18 protein-coding genes and 2 pseudogenes are annotated in these 17,988 nt (G+C 47.3%); 9 read left to right on the forward strand and 11 right to left on the reverse strand.

The annotated features are described in order from the left end of the window. Nucleotides 1–508: 508 nt before the first annotated feature. The 10 genes from L1F29_RS27880 to L1F29_RS34530 all read right to left on the reverse strand — a co-directional run bounded on the left by L1F29_RS27880 (nucleotide 509) and on the right by L1F29_RS34530 (nucleotide 8,680). The gene (locus L1F29_RS27880) at nucleotides 509–985 is read right to left on the reverse strand and encodes a GNAT family N-acetyltransferase (RefSeq protein ID WP_258385282.1); all 477 of its coding nucleotides are present in this window, start codon (nucleotides 983–985) and stop codon (nucleotides 509–511) included. 184 nt (nucleotides 986–1,169) lie between these two features. Beyond that, nucleotides 1,170–2,153: a phosphotransferase family protein gene (locus tag L1F29_RS27885; protein ID WP_258385283.1), complete on the reverse strand. Its 984-nt coding sequence runs from the start codon at nucleotides 2,151–2,153 to the stop codon at nucleotides 1,170–1,172. A gap of 127 nt (nucleotides 2,154–2,280) precedes the next feature. Continuing rightward, nucleotides 2,281–3,249: a GNAT family N-acetyltransferase gene (locus L1F29_RS27890; RefSeq protein ID WP_258385284.1), complete on the reverse strand. Its 969-nt coding sequence runs from the start codon at nucleotides 3,247–3,249 to the stop codon at nucleotides 2,281–2,283. A gap of 145 nt (nucleotides 3,250–3,394) precedes the next feature. Next, a complete protein-coding gene (locus tag L1F29_RS27895) occupies nucleotides 3,395–4,639 on the reverse strand; it encodes a hypothetical protein (RefSeq protein WP_258385285.1) in 1,245 nt (414 codons plus the stop codon). Between the two features lie 215 nt (nucleotides 4,640–4,854). After that, nucleotides 4,855–5,211 (reverse strand): spore coat protein, encoded by a 357-nt coding sequence (locus L1F29_RS27900; protein WP_258385286.1) that lies wholly within the window; start codon nucleotides 5,209–5,211, stop codon nucleotides 4,855–4,857. Nucleotides 5,212–5,225: 14 nt separating this feature from the next. Continuing rightward, nucleotides 5,226–5,507 (reverse strand): ferritin family protein, encoded by a 282-nt coding sequence (locus L1F29_RS27905; RefSeq protein WP_258385287.1) that lies wholly within the window; start codon nucleotides 5,505–5,507, stop codon nucleotides 5,226–5,228. 158 nt (nucleotides 5,508–5,665) lie between these two features. Beyond that, entirely contained in the window at nucleotides 5,666–6,460 is a 795-nt protein-coding gene (locus tag L1F29_RS27910) for a class I SAM-dependent methyltransferase (RefSeq protein ID WP_258385288.1), read from the reverse strand. Nucleotides 6,461–6,476: 16 nt separating this feature from the next. Then, nucleotides 6,477–7,502: a serine hydrolase domain-containing protein gene (locus L1F29_RS27915; protein WP_258385289.1), complete on the reverse strand. Its 1,026-nt coding sequence runs from the start codon at nucleotides 7,500–7,502 to the stop codon at nucleotides 6,477–6,479. Between the two features lie 214 nt (nucleotides 7,503–7,716). Next, entirely contained in the window at nucleotides 7,717–8,091 is a 375-nt protein-coding gene (locus tag L1F29_RS27920; RefSeq protein ID WP_258385290.1) for a RidA family protein, read from the reverse strand. A gap of 85 nt (nucleotides 8,092–8,176) precedes the next feature. Beyond that, nucleotides 8,177–8,680, reverse strand: coding sequence for a VanZ family protein (locus L1F29_RS34530; RefSeq protein WP_373876439.1), 504 nt, complete (start codon nucleotides 8,678–8,680; stop codon nucleotides 8,177–8,179). A 700-nt stretch (nucleotides 8,681–9,380) separates the two neighbouring features. On the opposite strand from L1F29_RS34530, the pseudogene L1F29_RS27925 reads away from it, so the two are divergent. The 7 genes and pseudogenes from L1F29_RS27925 to L1F29_RS27955 all read left to right on the forward strand — a co-directional run. Beyond that, a pseudogene (locus L1F29_RS27925) lies at nucleotides 9,381–9,637 on the forward strand (IS66 family transposase); the annotation flags it as partial. A gap of 101 nt (nucleotides 9,638–9,738) precedes the next feature. Next, complete coding sequence (locus tag L1F29_RS27930; protein ID WP_258385291.1) at nucleotides 9,739–10,449, forward strand: response regulator transcription factor; 711 nt, start codon at nucleotides 9,739–9,741, stop codon at nucleotides 10,447–10,449. Nucleotides 10,450–10,453: 4 nt separating this feature from the next. Continuing rightward, nucleotides 10,454–11,521 carry a sensor histidine kinase gene (locus L1F29_RS27935; protein ID WP_258385292.1) on the forward strand — a complete coding sequence of 356 codons (1,068 nt, stop codon included), beginning with the start codon at nucleotides 10,454–10,456 and terminating at the stop codon, nucleotides 11,519–11,521. 84 nt (nucleotides 11,522–11,605) lie between these two features. Beyond that, nucleotides 11,606–12,703, forward strand: a complete 1,098-nt coding sequence (locus L1F29_RS27940) for a hypothetical protein (RefSeq protein WP_258385293.1) — start codon at nucleotides 11,606–11,608, stop codon at nucleotides 12,701–12,703. A 496-nt stretch (nucleotides 12,704–13,199) separates the two neighbouring features. Next, the gene (locus L1F29_RS27945; RefSeq protein ID WP_258385294.1) at nucleotides 13,200–14,033 is read left to right on the forward strand and encodes a MerR family transcriptional regulator; all 834 of its coding nucleotides are present in this window, start codon (nucleotides 13,200–13,202) and stop codon (nucleotides 14,031–14,033) included. A gap of 4 nt (nucleotides 14,034–14,037) precedes the next feature. Beyond that, on the forward strand, nucleotides 14,038–15,501 hold the full coding sequence (locus tag L1F29_RS27950) for an alpha-L-fucosidase (protein ID WP_258385295.1): 1,464 nt from the start codon (nucleotides 14,038–14,040) through the stop codon (nucleotides 15,499–15,501). A gap of 35 nt (nucleotides 15,502–15,536) precedes the next feature. Next, nucleotides 15,537–15,668, forward strand: a pseudogene (locus tag L1F29_RS27955) (SDR family NAD(P)-dependent oxidoreductase); the annotation flags it as partial. A 414-nt stretch (nucleotides 15,669–16,082) separates the two neighbouring features. Here L1F29_RS27955 and L1F29_RS27960 read toward each other — a convergent pair. Further along, nucleotides 16,083–16,610: an FAD-binding protein gene (locus L1F29_RS27960; protein WP_258385296.1), complete on the reverse strand. Its 528-nt coding sequence runs from the start codon at nucleotides 16,608–16,610 to the stop codon at nucleotides 16,083–16,085. A gap of 452 nt (nucleotides 16,611–17,062) precedes the next feature. Here L1F29_RS27960 and L1F29_RS27965 point away from each other — a divergent pair, with 452 nt between their 5' ends. After that, on the forward strand, nucleotides 17,063–17,407 hold the full coding sequence (locus L1F29_RS27965) for an ArsR/SmtB family transcription factor (protein ID WP_258385297.1): 345 nt from the start codon (nucleotides 17,063–17,065) through the stop codon (nucleotides 17,405–17,407). A 30-nt stretch (nucleotides 17,408–17,437) separates the two neighbouring features. Further along, nucleotides 17,438–17,953 (forward strand): SRPBCC domain-containing protein, encoded by a 516-nt coding sequence (locus L1F29_RS27970; RefSeq protein WP_258385298.1) that lies wholly within the window; start codon nucleotides 17,438–17,440, stop codon nucleotides 17,951–17,953. Nucleotides 17,954–17,988 lie beyond the last annotated feature (35 nt).

The following is a 17,988-nucleotide window of genomic DNA, read 5'->3' on the forward strand; positions in this document are numbered from 1 at the left end:
ACAAGATATGTCTATCATGGCATAGATGGCGGAGGGACAGCAATGGAAGAAAAGTTAATGATCGTACAACCATAGGTTGTGTGTGAATATGACGTGAAAGCAGCAGCTACTACGCGTGAGCCAATGCTGGTATACGGAAAGGCACGGCAGCGTCTAACGCTGAAAGTGGTTTAACGAACAAAACATCATCCTGGGCCGCTTGCGGGACAGCGCGTACCTTGTCCATCAGTTGATCGGGTGTGAATTGAAATCGGATCTGCCGGGTCTGCTCCATTGAAATACGGGGAATCAGCTTCTCTAGATCAACGGGATTCTCGCTGACAACATCATACAAGTGGAGCCGTTCATCTTCATGCTCATATACGATAATGGCGTCGTCCGCTTGCGAATAATAGAGGCTCTTCGAGAAGACGTTCAATGCGTAATAGCAAAATAAACCGACGTTGTTGGACAGGCCAAGCCGCTGTGAAATCGGACTGCGGGAACGAAGCTTCTGAATGATAAAGCTCTAATCTTCTTCCTGCGATACGTCCAGTTTACGCATTAAGCTCCCATTGCCTGAATGAACGGCTATATCCATGTAAAATTCAAATTCAGGTACGGCGGTGAACCCGAATTTGGGATAGAAGTCGAGCACCGAGCTGTTTCCAAACAGGAACAGCAGATCACATGCAGATTCATAGGTCTCCAACACATATTTCATCAGTTGATTGGCAAGCCCCTTTCCCCTATGATCCGGATGCGTCATCACGGTTCCGATCTGTATCGCTCTTCTCGCTGCACCATTGACGGTCAGATCCATTTTGCTGACCGAAACATTGGCTATGATTTGGTCGCCGCTGACGATCGAATGGCCAATATAGCGATCATCCCAGCACCCCTTCCGATACCAGGCTTCAAAGTCGATGCCGAAGACGAGTTGGGCCAGTTGATTGAAGCTAGACCGATATTCGTCTTGATCCTTAAAATCATAACTATGTATCACGCGAGCAGTCCTCTCTTCTTGGTAAACGATTCGCTTCCCCGTGGATATATTTCAGCAGAGCTACCAGGTCATGCAATCGTTCGATTTGAGACAAATAATAACGGTCCGGCTTGCCAACAGCCGCTCTTCAGCCGCGGTACCCCATTTTTGATTCATATCGTCCACCTTCCGAATTATATGCCAGCTATCCGTAACGTCGGACAGTTCCTTCAATCAACCGCTGAAGATCACGTATCCGGTTGGGTGTGTCCAAGGTGGAGTTGTTCAGCATATCGCACAGAGCAACGAGGTCCTCAAGCTTGGAGAGGAGCTTCCAGTCATCCTCCAGCTGTACACCATGTTCTTGATATGCCTCGATAAAATGCTGCTCAAAGATCGAGCCCTCCTCCTCATACCGGAGCATATTGGCGATATCGACATGACGTCTCCAGGAGAAAGCGAACTCCCAATCGAGAACAGCGGATACTTCATACCCTGCCGGACCATGCTGCATCAACAGATTCAACCCGTTGAAATCGGAGTGTACGAGTACAGGCTTGCCGCTATTCTCAGCCAGCAAGGAACGATACTTCAGGCAGAACGACCATAATTGATCGGTAAGCGCCTCGCCGAGCCACTTGCCGCTTTGGTTATGGAAGAGACTTTGCTCCATGAAGGTGATAAAATGCTCCCCGTCCATCCGATAAGGATGAACGATCCCCAGGTTCTTCCCGAAGAAACCGGACTCCGGAAAAGTGAAGCGATGGATGCGGGCAAGAACGCTTCCGACGGAAGCCGCGGCAGAGGCAAGCTCCTCCGCGTTTCCGGTTCGTACCACATCGCGCAGCAGAACGCCCTCCTTCCACTCCAACACCGCCCAGCATTTCTCATATGTACGGCAGCTCGTATCCTTATCGATAAAGTCGGCAACAGGCACGGAATGCCGCACCAGCTCAGCGATGGCATGCTCTTTGTCCGCTACCTCTGCTCCCCCGCTGAATATTCGAAGGACATAGGATCGCGAACTGCCTTCCAGCTGAAATTTATAATTGGCATTGCTGAATCCGGTTCCGAGCCGTTCCGCGGCTATGATTCGTTTCCCCGGAAAGGCCGGTTGGATGATTTCGTTCATCTTCCTCAGATCTAGCGAAGCCGCTGGCTCCGTTCGTTCCCAGCCTTCTTTCATCATTTTCGCCTCCCTATTCGAAATCCGCTATTGCTTCTTTTGAACTTCATTTCTTCAATCACTTGATTTTAGCATTAGATAACTATTTCTGTCATAGGAGACGGACGATGAAGAAGAAGGATGGCATTCGCTAAACGTTGTCATGATCCCAATTGATAAAATCCGATCTATCTGGTTTATTATGGCGGTTTAGATAACGAATAAGCTGCCCGGTGGTTGCGATCCGCTCATCCTGAAGCTGAATGGGATCGATCAACCGGTACATGATCCCTGGATAGGTGGTCGTCTCCGCAGCTCCGAAATCAAAATGAACCCCGCTTTGCGCACGGAGACGGCATGTCTTCCAGCCATAAGCCAAGCATATTCGATTCAACATACGTTCGAGGATCCGGCCGCCTGGAGCTGCCTCTCCATATTCGATCACACAACTGTATTGGTCCTCATCTCGAATATACAGCCATACATACGCGATTAGGTCGCCATTGTGATCCACTGCAACCCAGCATGGTTTGTTCTCCATCTGAATGTTACGACTCCAATAATCATCCCGGTCCCGGACAATCGGGCCATTAAACCTCCGGCTGTGCTTGGCATACAGAATCTTGATCGCATCCATATCTTCCATCCGCACTGGACGTACAGTGAACGCCTCAAGAACGCGATCATCAACTTCGAAATTAGCGATTTTCCAGTGCCAATCTACATTCTCCCATCCCGAACGCTCATAGAAGCTCCAAATTCCCGAAGTGAGCATCGATAGAGGAATATCCTGCTCGCGCATGATATCTATGGCATTGTGAAGCAATCGGGTTGTCAAGCCCTGGCCTCTGTAAGCAGGATTCGTGCAGACTCCCCCTATGCAGCCGGTCTTGATTGCTTGCGCGCCAACCATCGTGGTACGGCAATAAATCTGGACCGTGCTGACGATCCGGCTCTCATCCACAGCAACAAGTATGCTGTTCTGCTCCTTCCAAGGATCATTCTGGGCCATGCGCAGAAATGAATCCCCGTGTTCTCTCCCTGTCTCCTTGTCAAAAACCTCGCGACAAAGCTCTGACCACATCTGCAGCTCGCCCGATCTTATGGATCGAAACTCCATCTATTATCGCCCGCTTTCTTCTATCCGTTAATATCCAAATTATACGATGAGACGATTAGCTCCAGGTGGGAGAAAACAGGTATAACGAAACGATCTGATGAAGTACTTTTCGCGCTATATGAGAAAATAGGATAATTGTCCAATATTACGGATTTTCGCCTTTAGGCAGCACTTCCACCTGAATCTCGGCCCATTTGACAGAGCCATACGGCGAACTCCCTCCGACAAAGACAGCCGGACTCAATATATTTACTAAATAAGTCCCGGGCTTATCCATGACGACGGAACCGCTGAATCCCTTATTCTCATCGAGCGGAACAACCGTCCTCTCCCCGATTTCATAATAATCGTCGTTCCGAAATATGGACACTTGGAAAGCAACTTCATTGCTCTGGATGTACGAATCGGTAACGGTTCCGGCAATGGCTATTGGTTCTCCGGATTGAATTCGAAGATACCCTTGTGTCGGCTTGTCGAAGCTGATACTCCGTTCGTTCTCGGGGTGGTTATATAAGATTGAAACCGACGATGGATCCGAGACTTGGCGATGAACGACAATGCCGGCAGGGCGCGAGACATTAGAATAAATCTGAATCGGATTCGCGCCCGGACGAAGATCGACGGTATATTCCATTCGGCGAAACTCTTTTCCATTTACTAAGATAGGGCCGCCAATCATTTTCTCCGTGCCTGTTATCGAACTGATTCCGCCTCCTATTACGCTTGTCATACCGCCGATCCCCAGGCTTTGCAGCAGATATACATGGCCAAACTCTTTTTGCGCCAATGCGCTGAACGTGATGGTGTCGCCTTGGGTCGTGTAGGTCGGGCGCAGCACCTTGATCGCCTTATCGTTCCACTCCCAACGCATGACCCCCTTGCTCCAGCTATAATTGACTCCGATTCTGGACAGGAGCGTTACCGGGGCATATAATAGCCCATCTTTTGCAAACGTTGTGGGAATCGTTTCTTCTAGCGCTACCAGCGATCCGTTGGACTCTACGTAAATTTTCGAACGGTTCGGTATCAAGTGAAAAGACAACAGATATCCCTGGTTCTCGGGGTTTAATTCCGCCCATGCGCTGCCTGTCTTGGCGTCCCACTTGACGCTCCCCAAGTGAACCGTCTCCAGCCATTTGAGCGGAAAGTACAGATGACCGTTCTTCTTGAGCAACGGGGCTGCCTTCATCGTCACGGAATCCAATGTTAGGGACGGTTTATTCAATGCTGCGGTCAGTCGGTGCGGTACCAGGTAGAACACGGCTGCATCTCCCGCCGCTATCGGAAGATCGGCAGAGTCGAAGCTCTTCGCATAGCTCCAATTCACGGGGAGCACACCGGAAACAAGTAAACCGGCACATACGAGCATAACGGCAATGATTCGTCTCATCGAAAAAACACCACATTTCATTTTTTTCCATATAGACGAGAAAAGAACATAAAAGTTGCCGATTTTTAACTAATATTCATCTTTACAAGCAATCCGCCAAAGGGGACGCATCCGCTGCTGCATAAAAGCAAAAGACTGGCACAGGAAGCCCGATTGCAAGGGACTCCGTTGCCAGTCTTTTGCTGTGGGCAGAAAAGTCTCTGCCGCTCACGACTTTACTGCAGCGTTCCCGTTTGATACGGAAATTGGCTGGAGTAGCCGCTGAATTGTTGATAAGCCTGATCGAGCGCCTGCTGCTGCTCTGCTTGGAGCTTGTAATGTCCTTTTCTGAACATCAACTCGAACAAGCCGTATTGGCACTGATGCGACTCGTTCAACACCGTCATAATGTCTTGATGCAGCGCCTGATGGCTCGCTTCCCGAGCGGAGACGTTGAAGCTATCGGTCAAATATTTTTCCATCGCCAATACGTCGTTGATCCGATCGCGGTCATTCATCTCCGGGCCTTTGACTTGAGGCTCATTCGCCGGCTTCGGATTTTGGATAGTCATCGGATTCTGATTTTGATTCATGTCGATCCTCCCGTTTAGGACTTCGGCACTTTTGCCATTTCCGCATTGTTATTGTTTTGCAGATGCTTGACCAGCAGCTGGTAATGCCGTTGGTGCATCTGTCCCGCTTGGTCAATAGCTTGCCGGATTTCAGGATCGGTACATTCTTGGGCGAGGTGATGGCATTTCTTCATTGCAATCAGCTCCCAGGACAACTGGTCCTTCAAGTATAGGCAATCCTTCGTCGTAATGACTTGAGGCGGCTGCATCATGACGGGCTGCTGCTGCTGCTGGCCTTGCGTCTGATATTGCTGCATTGCGCAAATCTCCTTTGCTCCAAAATATGAACAGCGGTAGTATCCCCTGACGGTGGAGGAAATATCCAGCCAAAATTGAGTGAGGCACCTTCCGTCTAAAATGATAAAAACCATCAAGCCATTCCCTGCAGGAGACCGGCTTCATGGTTTCTATTGCATTATGACTTTCTTGCATAAATCGATAGCCATTGAGGGAGAGCGGCCAAGGGATTGGATTTCCAGTCGCACAATTGATCCAGCTCATGCTGGGAGCGCTGATCCACCTCATCGTCGTCAACCCAGAACGTACCGTCCTCCGCAAACATCTCTTCCATATGCTTTACGTTCAAGCCGGATGAAACCATCGCGTTCATGATATCCTGGATCCGCCATTTATATGTCGGGATTTCATCGAAGGGTCCGGTTAAGTCATAGGGCTTAATGACGCTTAATTTCTCTGTATCCATTGCGAGCGGACGCATAAAAGGGTGAACGTCAAACATGATATAGGCGCCGTTACTATTAAGAATGCGCTGAATGTTTCGGTACATAGCCTTCAGATCATCGATCCAGACATGAACCCCATTCGAGGTATATACAAAATCATATTCATCTCTCTTCAGTTTGCTTAAGCTCATGGTATCGTCGCATATAAACTCAATATCCCAATGATGTTTGCGAGCAATCTCGGCACTCTTCTCCAACTGCTTCTCGGATATATCGCATGAGGTTACGCTAGCCCCCATCAAATGGAACGCATACACCGCATGGTTGTTGCCGCTCGAAGGAATACAGATGCGCTTCCCCTTTATGTCAGGCAGCGCGGCTTGAATCATCGCATATGTGGTAGCATGAAAAGCCGACTCCGGCTGCTGGATGACTTTTGCGATGACCTCGTCCGTCCGGTAGCGCAGATACCATGTTTCCGACCAGTTATCCCAAGCCTCTCTAACTACATCCGTATGATTATTCATTGAAATCGCTCCTATCTCAACTATTCTCGGCTAATATAAGCTCATCGATCCGAGTTGCTATGGCTCCGGCACCGCTATTGATATTGGCTAATATATGAGCCTGCAGCTTCGATTCCGCATATATCGAGGACTGCATCTCCACCCCAGGATCGCTTCCCATCACAAAATATTTGAATATCTTGTTGCTTACCATCACGATCCATACCCCGTAACCATAATGAATGAACTCGTTATCTTGTATATGAGGGGTTAACATGATTTCAGTCATGTGTTTCGATAATAACCGGTTATCCATCAAGGCCGTCCAGAATATCCGCATATCATGCACCGTCGTGAAAGCACCGCCGTCGGGTCCGCCGACAATCGGGATGGAATACATATTCGTTCTCCAGGTCGAGCCGCTATCGATATATCCCCATGCGGTTCGTTCAGGCAGCTGATCCAGGCGGAAGTAACCGGAATCCTTCATCCCACAGACGTTGAAAATATGATCCTCCACATATTGTTGAAAGGTCGTCCCTGCAATATGCTCGACGATCAAACCCAGCAGAATGAAGCCTGCATTGCTGTACGAAAATCGTTCCCCTGGAGTAAATTTCATCGGGTTATGCTGAAACATAGGCAAGAAACATTCGGCAGATGTCATCGCGTACATCGGCCTTGATTTCCAAAGATCGCCGTAATCGTTCATGAACTCTTCATCGAAGTAATCGGGTATCCCCGAACTATGCGTTAACAGATGATGCACCGTTATTTCCGGATCGAAGACAGGGAAGGGAATGGGCAAGCAGTCCTTTAACCGGGTATCCAAGGCTAAACGTCCTTGCTCAACAAGCTGGCAAATCGCGACCGCGGTAAAAATCTTGCAGCCTGATGCCATGCCGAATCGTGTTTGTGTCGTATTCCTGATCTGCTCGCCTCGATTCGCGTATCCATAGCTTTGCTCGAGTAAGGTCTCTAGTAGGCCGCCAACCCATACTGCACCTGAGAAAGGTATTGACTCCTGCCGATTGTAAGCCTCTATACTAGCATTAATTTGCATATTCGAATGATCTCCTCTGCTCCTAATCATGTATAGTTAAAGCATACTCGATCCGGTCGCAGGCCAGAAAATAAAGTTCTTATATAAATGAAGTTTACGGCTTGGGCTGATTCAACAATACTGCGTCGTAAATATGGAAGCCGAAATCGCGAACAAAGGGCCTCCGTTAACGGAGACCCCTAGGAAAGCAGTCTTATGGTTGCAAGTTTTTTTGCTACTCGATTACCGCAATAGCATCTATTTGAACTAACATATTACTACTAACGCCTGTGATCGCTCTGGCAGGGTAAGGAGCACTGAAGTATTCTTTGTAGTAGCCATTGAACTCATCAAAGTCTGCACCGTTTCCAAGGAAGACCGTAACCTTGACGACATCGCTCATTTGAGCGCCAGCCTCAGCTAGAATCGCTTTCAAATTTTCCAGCGTTCTTCTGGCCTGATATTCCATCGTGCTGTCCTCGCACATTCCGCTTTGGGGCTCAAAAGGACCTTGGCCTGCTACATAAACCGTATTGCCGACCTTGATGGCCTGAGAGTAAGGCATACTACCGGGCTGCTGCGCTTTATCCGTTAGAATGATTTGTTTCATATTCCCCTCCAAGATTATGGTTATTTATTCCAAATAGAATATTCGCCAGGGAATTTTAATTATCCTTTAGTCAGAAAGAAGAACTCTAGTTTAAAGCTCGAAATCTTCGAACTATTCGTTTCTTCAAAGCTAGCGCAGTTATATACACAATATATCCCACGAAGGCTCCAGCCATATTTAGGATAACGTCATCAATATCCGCCGCCCCCAGGCAGGTTACAAATTGTACGATTTCAATGCTTACAATAATGGCGAAGGATAAGCCCATCGTTTTTAGAAAAGACGGTTTGTGCAGCAGCACAGGAATTAATAATCGCATTGGAACAAATCCAATGATATTGCCTATAAAGTTAAATGATGAAGGCTCCCACCCAATTCGAATATAAGATTCGATAGTGGAAGTTATAGACCTCAAGGGTACTAATTGAATATTCCAGTACCCCGCATTCCTTTGCTCTTTAATACCAACTATTCTTGTTAAGACCTTTTGCACGTCACCAAAAAACTTAAAAATGACGAAGTTAACTAAACCTAATCCGTAAATCACGAAAATGTGTTTTGGCTTTATTCTTTTTAGGACGGGAACCACTGCCTGTGCCTCACTTCCATCAAAAACAACATCTGAACGTAGTTATTTCGGCATTAAGCAATAATTTCCTCTAATTCACTTTCCCACCCTATTGTTTTATAAAAAAGAGGGCTGCCACAGCAGCCTGCTCATTTTTATGCTCACAAATGAACTCCACTATTTTTGAAGCCTCCCGGCAGAATCCATCTTGTTGAACAGATGTGTCTCGAGCGGATTGCCCCATACATCAAGCCCTTCAATCGTGAATGTCATCCCCAGAACAGCCGCGAGGGAAGTAAACCAGAAGGCATGTCCACCTTGAGCATGCTCAATCATTCTCGCAGTTTTTTGGTAGTTGTTGGGTCGAACAATTGAAATATTGGCTGTACAAATTAGTATTGAGCTTCATTCCGGCTTTGACCCGAGACTGCTGCGCGAAGTGATTCACGCGCTTACTTCATCATGTTGACCTTTCCAAGCAATCAGCGTGTGTTTCTCTCCCCGTTCCCGTCATTTAGACACATCTTTGTAATCATTTCGTCATAGGTACTTACAGGGATTGGGTTTTTGTTATCTAATGAGTAAAGTAGGAATAACATGTTGAAACGCCAACCATTGAATCTCTACAACAACAAATCATCGAACTATTGGCCAAGCTCAAATGGTACGAAGAGCAGTTCCGCTTAGCGCAGAAGAAACGCTTCGAGCTCAAGGATGGCACGCCAGAAGAGCGATATGCCGAGCGCCAGTCGGGAGAAAGAACTGGTTATTTGCGAATACGCCACGCGGCGCGAAGGCAAGTGCGGCGATCTACAGCGTCATCGAGACGGCGAAGGAAAACGACTTCTTCCGTTTCAATATTCAAAGTACCTGTTCGAGCAGCTTCCGCAGCTTCCAGATCCACCAAACCCAGAGGCGCTCGAGCCGTATTTGCCATGGTCATCTTCGCTTCCGATCACTTGTCGAGTGATGGGATAGGCATCGTAAAAACTTTTGGACTTAGATAGGGCTAGTTGGACGTGAGGTGACGCTTACTTTTAGCAGACATCAAATTTTCTAATTTCAGAGGAGGCCGGCATGTGCGGAATGAAGTGATATTACTGGTCGATGACGAAGAAGGCATACTGATTATGCTTGAGAATCTTCTTCGAAAAGAAGGGTATATCCATATTACAAAAGCCGGTTCAGCTACTGAAGCGCTTATGGCCGTGCGAACGACACGATTTGATATGATTGTTCTGGATGTCATGCTTCCGGATATGGATGGATTTGCCTTATGCATAGAGTTACGTAAAATCATAAAAACTCCTATTCTGTTCCTAACCGCTCGCTCCAGCGATTTGGACAAGCTGCAGGGACTGTACCTTGGCGGGGACGATTATGTAAGCAAACCGTTCAACCCGATGGAAGTGATCGCGCGGATTCAGGCTCATTTGAGACGGAGCTCTCTATATGCGTCAGATGGTTTAAGCGCCGAGGAAGTATATCAGTACAATTCGTTTACTGTTAACCGAACCACCGGACAGCTTATCGTGGGCAATGTGGATACGCCTTGTCCGGCCAAAGAGCTTGAGCTTCTGCTTTATTTTTGCAAACATCCGAACCGGGTTTTCACCGCACAACAATTATACGAGCAAATGTGGGGCACCATTGTGCTAGGCGATGAGAAGACGGTCGTCATCCACATCTCCAGACTCAGAAAGAAGCTGGAAATCGATCCGTCCGACCCCAAACTGATCGTTACGCTGAGAGGAATCGGGTATAAATTCGTTCCGCCCTTGAGAGGTTAAGACAATGAACTTTATGCTACGTATCGCGTTACAGCTGCTGGCTTTCTTTTTCTTGTTTGTTTTCATGCAAATGATTACGGCCGTGACGGTCCAGTTTTTTTGGCCGCAAGGGCTCACGGACGAGAACGGTTTAAGCAGCTCTCAGATCTATATACTAGTCTTGTACGCCGTCCTATTTCTTCTAACCTTGCTTCTAATTGGCTGGTATCTGTGGAAGCCCGTATATTTCATCATTGTTTGGATCAGAAGTCTGGCAAGAGGTCAATATGATATTCCTATACACTGGGATGAGATCCATACCCGCAAAAGCGGAACGTTGAAAATTCCGTATGCGATCTACAAGGAATTGTTCGAGCATTTACAGATGCTTGCGAATACGCTCCAAAAAAACGAGAAGAAGCTGCAGGAGTTGGAACAAACGAAACAAGAATGGATTCGAGGGATAGCGCACGATTTAAAAACACCATTAACCTTCATATCCGGTTATTCTACGATGCTGATCAATACGGAGTATCAGTGGAGTGAAACGGAACAGAAGAAATTCCTGTCTGTTATTCAGCAGAAAGCGGCTCATCTGCAAGAGCTGGTACAGGATCTCAATGAAACGATTCACGGACAAATCCCTCTAAAAGCTGAGGTAGTGGATATCGTTGAACTCGTACGCAGGACGGTGGCGGATGTCAGCAGTGCGCCTTGGGCGACCGGACGCCAATTCATGATGGATTCAGATCCAGACCAAATTCAGGGGTCCTGCGATCCGAAGCTGCTGACGCGTGCTATCCGCAACTTGCTCGTCAATGCCGTCGTCCATAATCCGGAAGGCACCAGGATCGCGGTTCGTATTTCACAGCTTCATGACAGGACGACGGAGATCCAGATTGAAGATGACGGGATCGGATTCAGCGAGACGCTTGTTAAAAGTGATGAAGCCTTACCATCCTCAGAGCGTTCGGGCTTGGGACTGTCCATTGCCAAGCAACTAATTGAAGCCCATGGCGGAGATTTGATCGTCACCAGCAAGCCAAACGAAGGGACTTCTCTGTCGATCAGGTTGCCGCTAACGCAAAGTTAGTATGAAGTTTGCCTTCCGTTTACCTCCTGTTTACTTGCGCTCCCTATACTAAAGGAAACGTTGTAAAAGGAGTTGTGATCTTTTATGGACCCCGTAAATTGGAATACTATATCCCATCCCGTGAAAATTGGATCGAAGCCTTCATTATTACGCTGGTGGAGGCGTTGGCCGGAATGGGTCCGGTACGCAGCGATCGTTTGGACGCTCGTCTATGGAGTGCTGGGATTGTATTGGTCGCTTGGAGGCTCAGGCTTTCCATTAGGCTTGGAGAACGACCCGAATGCGCAAAATTCGTTTTTAAGACACGCCACAGCCGCGGACGCAGGGCCCGTTATTGTTATTCTTTGCATTCTTGGCTTGATAGCGCTTGTCATGTGCAAGTTCAAAGCGCGAGGTTTTACCCGAACGATTCTGCTCGTTTATGCTTGGAGTGCTGCGGCGATTCTCTGCTTCGTAATCCCGGATGGCCGCTTGCTTGTTGTAGCGGCTTACACTCCTATTTTCTTGATTGGGGGCATTTTTTTCGAGTTACCGATACATTATTTCGATAACATCACATGGCCGGTGATAAACCAACTCATTAGCATTGCGGGCGGTTTGCTATGGGCGGCGACGGCTTTGTCCTACCAACGTCAATCCAACAACGCTTGCAGCTATTGCGGATGCAAAAGCGATGCGAGCCGTTGGATGGCTTCCGACTCCGCGGCTCGCTGGGGAAGGCGGATAACCTATATTGCGATCCTTGCTCCGGCTTATTACGATATTACCCGCATAGCATGGCTGGTTGGTATCCCTTTAGGGATTACAAAGGAATTATTTCAAAGTCTTCAGGATACAGGCGGGGTATGGGCTGGAGCGGGCCTTGCTCTGGTATCAATCAGCGGCGCCATGCTTATACGCGGACTTATAAAGCCGTGGGGCGAGGTCTTCCCTCCCTGGATTCCGTTTATGGTCGGGAAGCGCGTCCCTCCTGCTCTGGCCATCGTTCCTGCCGGGCTTGTCTCTATCATGATTACCGTTACCGGCCTTGGAGTCGTCCTCAATTTCTCTTTTAGCAGTTTACAGAATTGGGGAGCATCCACACCGCTCCTGCTGTTTCCGATTTGGGGGATCGCGCTGGGGGCCGCTACGATTTTCTATTATTACCGGAGGCAGGGGCGCTGCAATCATTGCGGTCAATAGGATAAATGGGAATTGAAGCTACTCATACGCGACAGAAAAGAACAGGTTGAAATATCACCTGTTTTTTCTGCTGTTGAATGGATCCATAAATGGTTCGGATTTACAACTCACACGATTATAATGAGCGATAGTTGACTCTTAGCGATACTCTTAGACTGCAGCATTTTGAACATCCACCTTTTTGGGGAAATTAACCTATAGTTATTATAACTAGAGTTAATTTTATCTAAAATAGTCTGCCCTAAATCAGCACAGACAAGTAGGTGTTCAAGTTTCGTCAGTTACATTGATATAACATTCCAATAATGATGAAATTGGAGGGTTACATTTACTGTGCTATCGTACCCGTTGGGATAATGAATATGACTCTCGATACGGCATACCGCTCAATAGTCGAAATTTTAATTGCACCATAATGAGCTGATGCCTAAAAAAACAAAAAGTTCCTTGCTCATTACGTTACGTTATGTGGTGTAATGGTAAGGAGGTGAGACGCATGGACGGAACAGACAAAATCTATTTGATCGGCGAACTGGCTGCGGCAACCGGTGTAACCGTAAGAACACTTCAGCACTACGACAATATCGGGCTTTTGCCGACATCCGGCCGTACTGATGGTGGACGACGTTATTATACCAAGGAAGATATACTCTGTTTAGAGCAAATCATATTTTATAAATCATTAGGATTTTCCTTACAAGAGATACGCGACAAAGTCGTTAAAGGTCCGAAGTTATCACAGACAGAGCAAATCCTGCATGAGCAAGAGGTTGTACTCTATAGAAAAATAGAAGACGCATATGCAAGCATTGCTTCAATCGAGGCTTTTCGGACTGCCGTCGCAGCTGGTAACTTCCCGTCGTGGCAGTTGTTAACCGGTTTTATCCGAACCTTAAGGAACAGTAATCTGTTGGATTGGGGGCAATACACTTTCGATGACGCCCAGAAGGAAATGTTGGGTAACCATTTTGCTAAAAAAGAAGCCTTCGATTTTTATCATACATGGAGAGCAATAGCTTTGAAAGCCGTGACGCTTGCCATGTCCGGAGTGGCACCGAAAGATCCAGTTGCACAAGAATTGGCCGAGGCTTGGTGGAAAATGGTATTGGAAGTAACCAAAGGGGATGATGAACGAATCCATGCTTTTGCACAGATTCAAGAAGATCGAGCTTCATGGCCTGAGGGAGACCGCGATCTCATGGATGCATCCCAATCTTTTATTGATCTATCGGTGAAGCACTATTTAAAGTCCCGGCCCAAGGACAGCAAAGAGTACAGCTCTTTAAAACGTAAATACGATAAAAGCCTTAAATCAGAGGAGATTCACTAATAAAATGAATAATAAAATATATCAACCAACCAAGGAGTCCCTCAATACTCACCTTGTTCCAGAATGGTTTGAAGATGCTAAGTTTGGGGTGTTTATACACTGGGGACTCTATTCTGTTCCTGGATTTGCACCCTTGGGCAGTTTTGCAGAGACTTTGAAGACAGATTATGACCGATCCATGTTAGTCTATCCATATGCTGAAGGCTACTGGAATGCGATTAAAGATCCGAACACACCATCTGCTCATTACCATAAAGCTAAGTATGGCAACATGCCTTATCAAGGATTCAGACAGATGTTTTTGGACGGATTGAACGAATGGGATCCTTCTGCATGGGCAAAAACTTTTAGCGACGCCGGTGCAAAATATGTCGTGATCGTTTCTAAACACCATGATGGTTTTTGCCTATGGCCCACTAAGGTTAAAAATCCTTACGAGCAGAACTGGTTTAGTGAGCGTGATCTTATAGGAGAATTAGCTGAATCGGTTCGTAGAGAAGGCATGCGCTTTGGCATATACTATTCAGGCGGCATTGACTGGACGTTTCAGCGAAGGATTTCAAGAACGCTTGTTGACTATTCATTCTCCACGCCCGGCGGTGATTATCCGGCATACGCCGATGCCCAAGTTCGCGAACTGATTGAGCGGTATCGTCCAGACATCTTATGGAACGATATATGTTGGCCTACCGATCAGGACACCCTGTTTCGTTTGTTTGCCTACTACTATGATGTCGTTCCCGACGGAGTGGTAAATGACCGATGGAAACACACAAGTCTGGGCGGCAAGTTTATGGGACTTAAGCCGGTACGAACCATAATAGACTTTATGATCAAGCAGAAGATAAAGAAACATCCCGATATTCACTCTGCCCTAGTACAACCTGCCATTCCCCATAGTGATTTCGCGACACCGGAGTATACGAGATACAAAGATATTAAATCGAATAAATGGGAGATGACTCGTGGAATTGGAAGTTCATTTGGCTATAACCGTAATGAACGTCATGATGACTACACCTCCTTTGAGACGTTAGTTCTAGATTTTTTAGATGCAGTGTCCAAAAATGGTAATTTACTGCTAAATGTAGGCCCTCGTGGTGAAGATGCACGAATACCTGCGGAACAATTAAGCCGATTGTCAAAATTCGGAGATTGGCTGAAGCAGAATGGGACCGCAGTGTACGGTACAAGGCCCTGGATACAGGCGGAAGCATTCACTGAGAAAAGAGAGGCGATCCGGTTTACCAAGAAGGACAATAATCTGTATCTGATGATTCTAGGTAAGCCCGGTGGATCAACAATAAAAGTAAAGGATGTATTCATTGACGGCAAAGCATGCCTGCTAAGTGATCGCAGTCCGATAAAGATAGAGCGAGACGGTAATGACATGGTGCTTACTTTTACGCGTCAGCTTAACGATGTATTTGTACCTGTTGTACTTATTCAGAGTTTGCCGAGCAACTGAAGAGAGAACCTCTCTGATTTCGTACCGCTAGGGCTTACGCTGCCTCAAAGCTGGCACTTTCGTTGTGGACTCGTGCCATCGCGACGCAGCTTGCCCAGGACGGCATTAAAATCCGTAACGTTGACCTGGGACGTAACAACACGCAAAGACCGATGGCGTTTAGCGGATGGGTCGTAGCCCATATGGAGAATGAACTCGGTCCTCGTGCTTTCTTTGTGAAATCCCGCGAATGAGCCAATATACGTGATGTTTCTTAACTTAAGCTGCTTCTTCCAGTTCAGGACAGTCTTCTCTGGTGTAAACGTTTCTTCTCGCTGTATTTCAACAAAGAGAGGAGCTCCGCGCGGCAAGCTCCACCCATAACCAGTACTGCCACCCACTTCTTTCGAAGACAAGAGCAAGAGACCATTTCCATGAGGAAAGGTCTCTTGCTCTTGTCTTCGAAAATTACACCCCTATACTACATCGGATTAACCAATGAGTATTTCCAATGTCTATTTAAGGGGGTACACTTCAGTTTAGATAACCCATTTTTTCTAATGTCTATTATAGGGGGTGTACCGCAAAGTAAGAGATGTTTTTTACTTCGATGTTGACTTACGTCTTTTTGCATGCTCTGCCGCTTGCTCACCCGCAATTTTCCCGAAAACCGACCCTGCCATGAGACCGGCTCCACCGGGATAGTTAAAATAAAATAATCCTCCCACCAGTTCTCCTGCTGCGTATAATCCTGGAATTGAGTTGTGCCCTCTATCCTGCACCTCCGCCTTCGAATTAATTTTTAATCCGCCAAAAGTGAATGAAATTCCGCAAGTAACCGCATACGCTTCAAAAGGGCCATCCTCGATCGTATTGGCCCAATTGGATTTTGGCACATGAAGTTCCACTGTACAGCGGCCATCCTTAATTGTTGGATTAAACGGAATGTCAGTACGAACGACGGAATTAAATTCCTTAATTGTCTTCAGGCAAGTTTCAAAATTTACGCCCTGTTTTTGCAATCCGGCGCCTGTAGCCAAATCTCCAAATTCCGGAGCATTGCGATCCCAACAGACTGAATGGGAGCCGGACCAATGTCCATAAGGCATGGAGCCAATATCTAAAGCCATGCGGATGCCATCCCCGGTATTGTAACGGGTCCCGCGGACTTTTGCCAACTCCCATCCGGGTCCGAGAAAACACGTGCGCATTGCTGCATTGGCCTGAAAACCTCCGATGCCAATATAACTGATTTTGCATAGATTTTTGTTGTCTTTCCTCTTCGTTTAAGGCTGACGCCATACACCCCTTGATCAAATCTATTTCTCTTCTGATTTTCTTGTAACGGTTTGTACCTATGCAAATTAGAAATAGCTGAGTGCGTATACGTGAGACGTTTGAGCGTTAAGGAAACGTCCTAAAGATACAATGGATCGGCACTGAACCGGTGCCATTTATTATTATAAATATTCCTTTACAGGAATATTCCTAATCATGTATATTAAAATCAACAGGAAAATGACACTAGTGATGAAGGAGATGAGATGATACCGAGAGATCATCACTTAACGAGGTGAGCGACATGTCAGGGAAGAATCCGGGCATGGACATGAGGACGCTGAGCGCTTTAGCCGAACCGAACCGTATGGATATCGTCGAACTCTTGCGCGATGGTCCCCTGACAGTGGGGGAAATCGCCGATCGGTTGGGGCTTCGCCAGCCCCAAGCCTCGAAGCATTTGAAGGTGCTTAGCGACAATGGGATTCTGGAAGTGAAAGCCGAAGCCAACCGCCGGATCTATAAGCTCCGGGCCGAGCCCTTCCAAGCGCTGGATTCTTGGGTGAAGTCCTTCCGACGCATCACGGAAGAGAGATTCGACAACCTGGACGACTACTTGCGAGAACTGCAGAACAAGGAAAAATCATAAAATCATTCATGATCATGAGGAGGAATTACAATGTCTAACAACGCAATGCTTTCGAGAGTAGAGAACGATCGGGTACTGGTGCTGGAGCGCGTCTTCGACGCGCCGCGCGACCTCGTGTTCAAGATGTTTAAAGAGCCTGAGCATCTCAAGCGTTGGTGGGGGCCTAGAGGCTGGGAGCTTTCGGTTTGCACCGTCGATTTCCGGCCGGGCGGCGTTTGGCACTACTGCATGAAGTGCATCGATCAGAACCAAGGTCAATTTTTCGGGATGGAATCTTGGGGCAAAGGCGTATATAAGGAAATTGTCGAGCCGGAGAAAATTGTCTACACCGATTACTTCTCGGATGCCGAAGGCAATACGAATGATGACATGCCGTCGACCGAGTGTACGTTGGAATTCATTGATCTGGGCGGCAAGACGAAGCTGGTTAACCGTGCTGAATATGTATCGGCGGAGGCCCTCAAGACCGTCATGGATATGGGCATGCTGCAGGGCATCACCGAAACTTGGGACCGTCTGGAAGAGTGTCTGAACGAGGTCAAGTAAGGTAATATGGGGACGGCCGCCTGTCTTTGAGAGCC

This window comes from Paenibacillus spongiae, from assembly GCF_024734895.1.
Classification (GTDB): Bacteria; Bacillota; Bacilli; order Paenibacillales; family Paenibacillaceae; genus Paenibacillus_Z; species Paenibacillus_Z spongiae.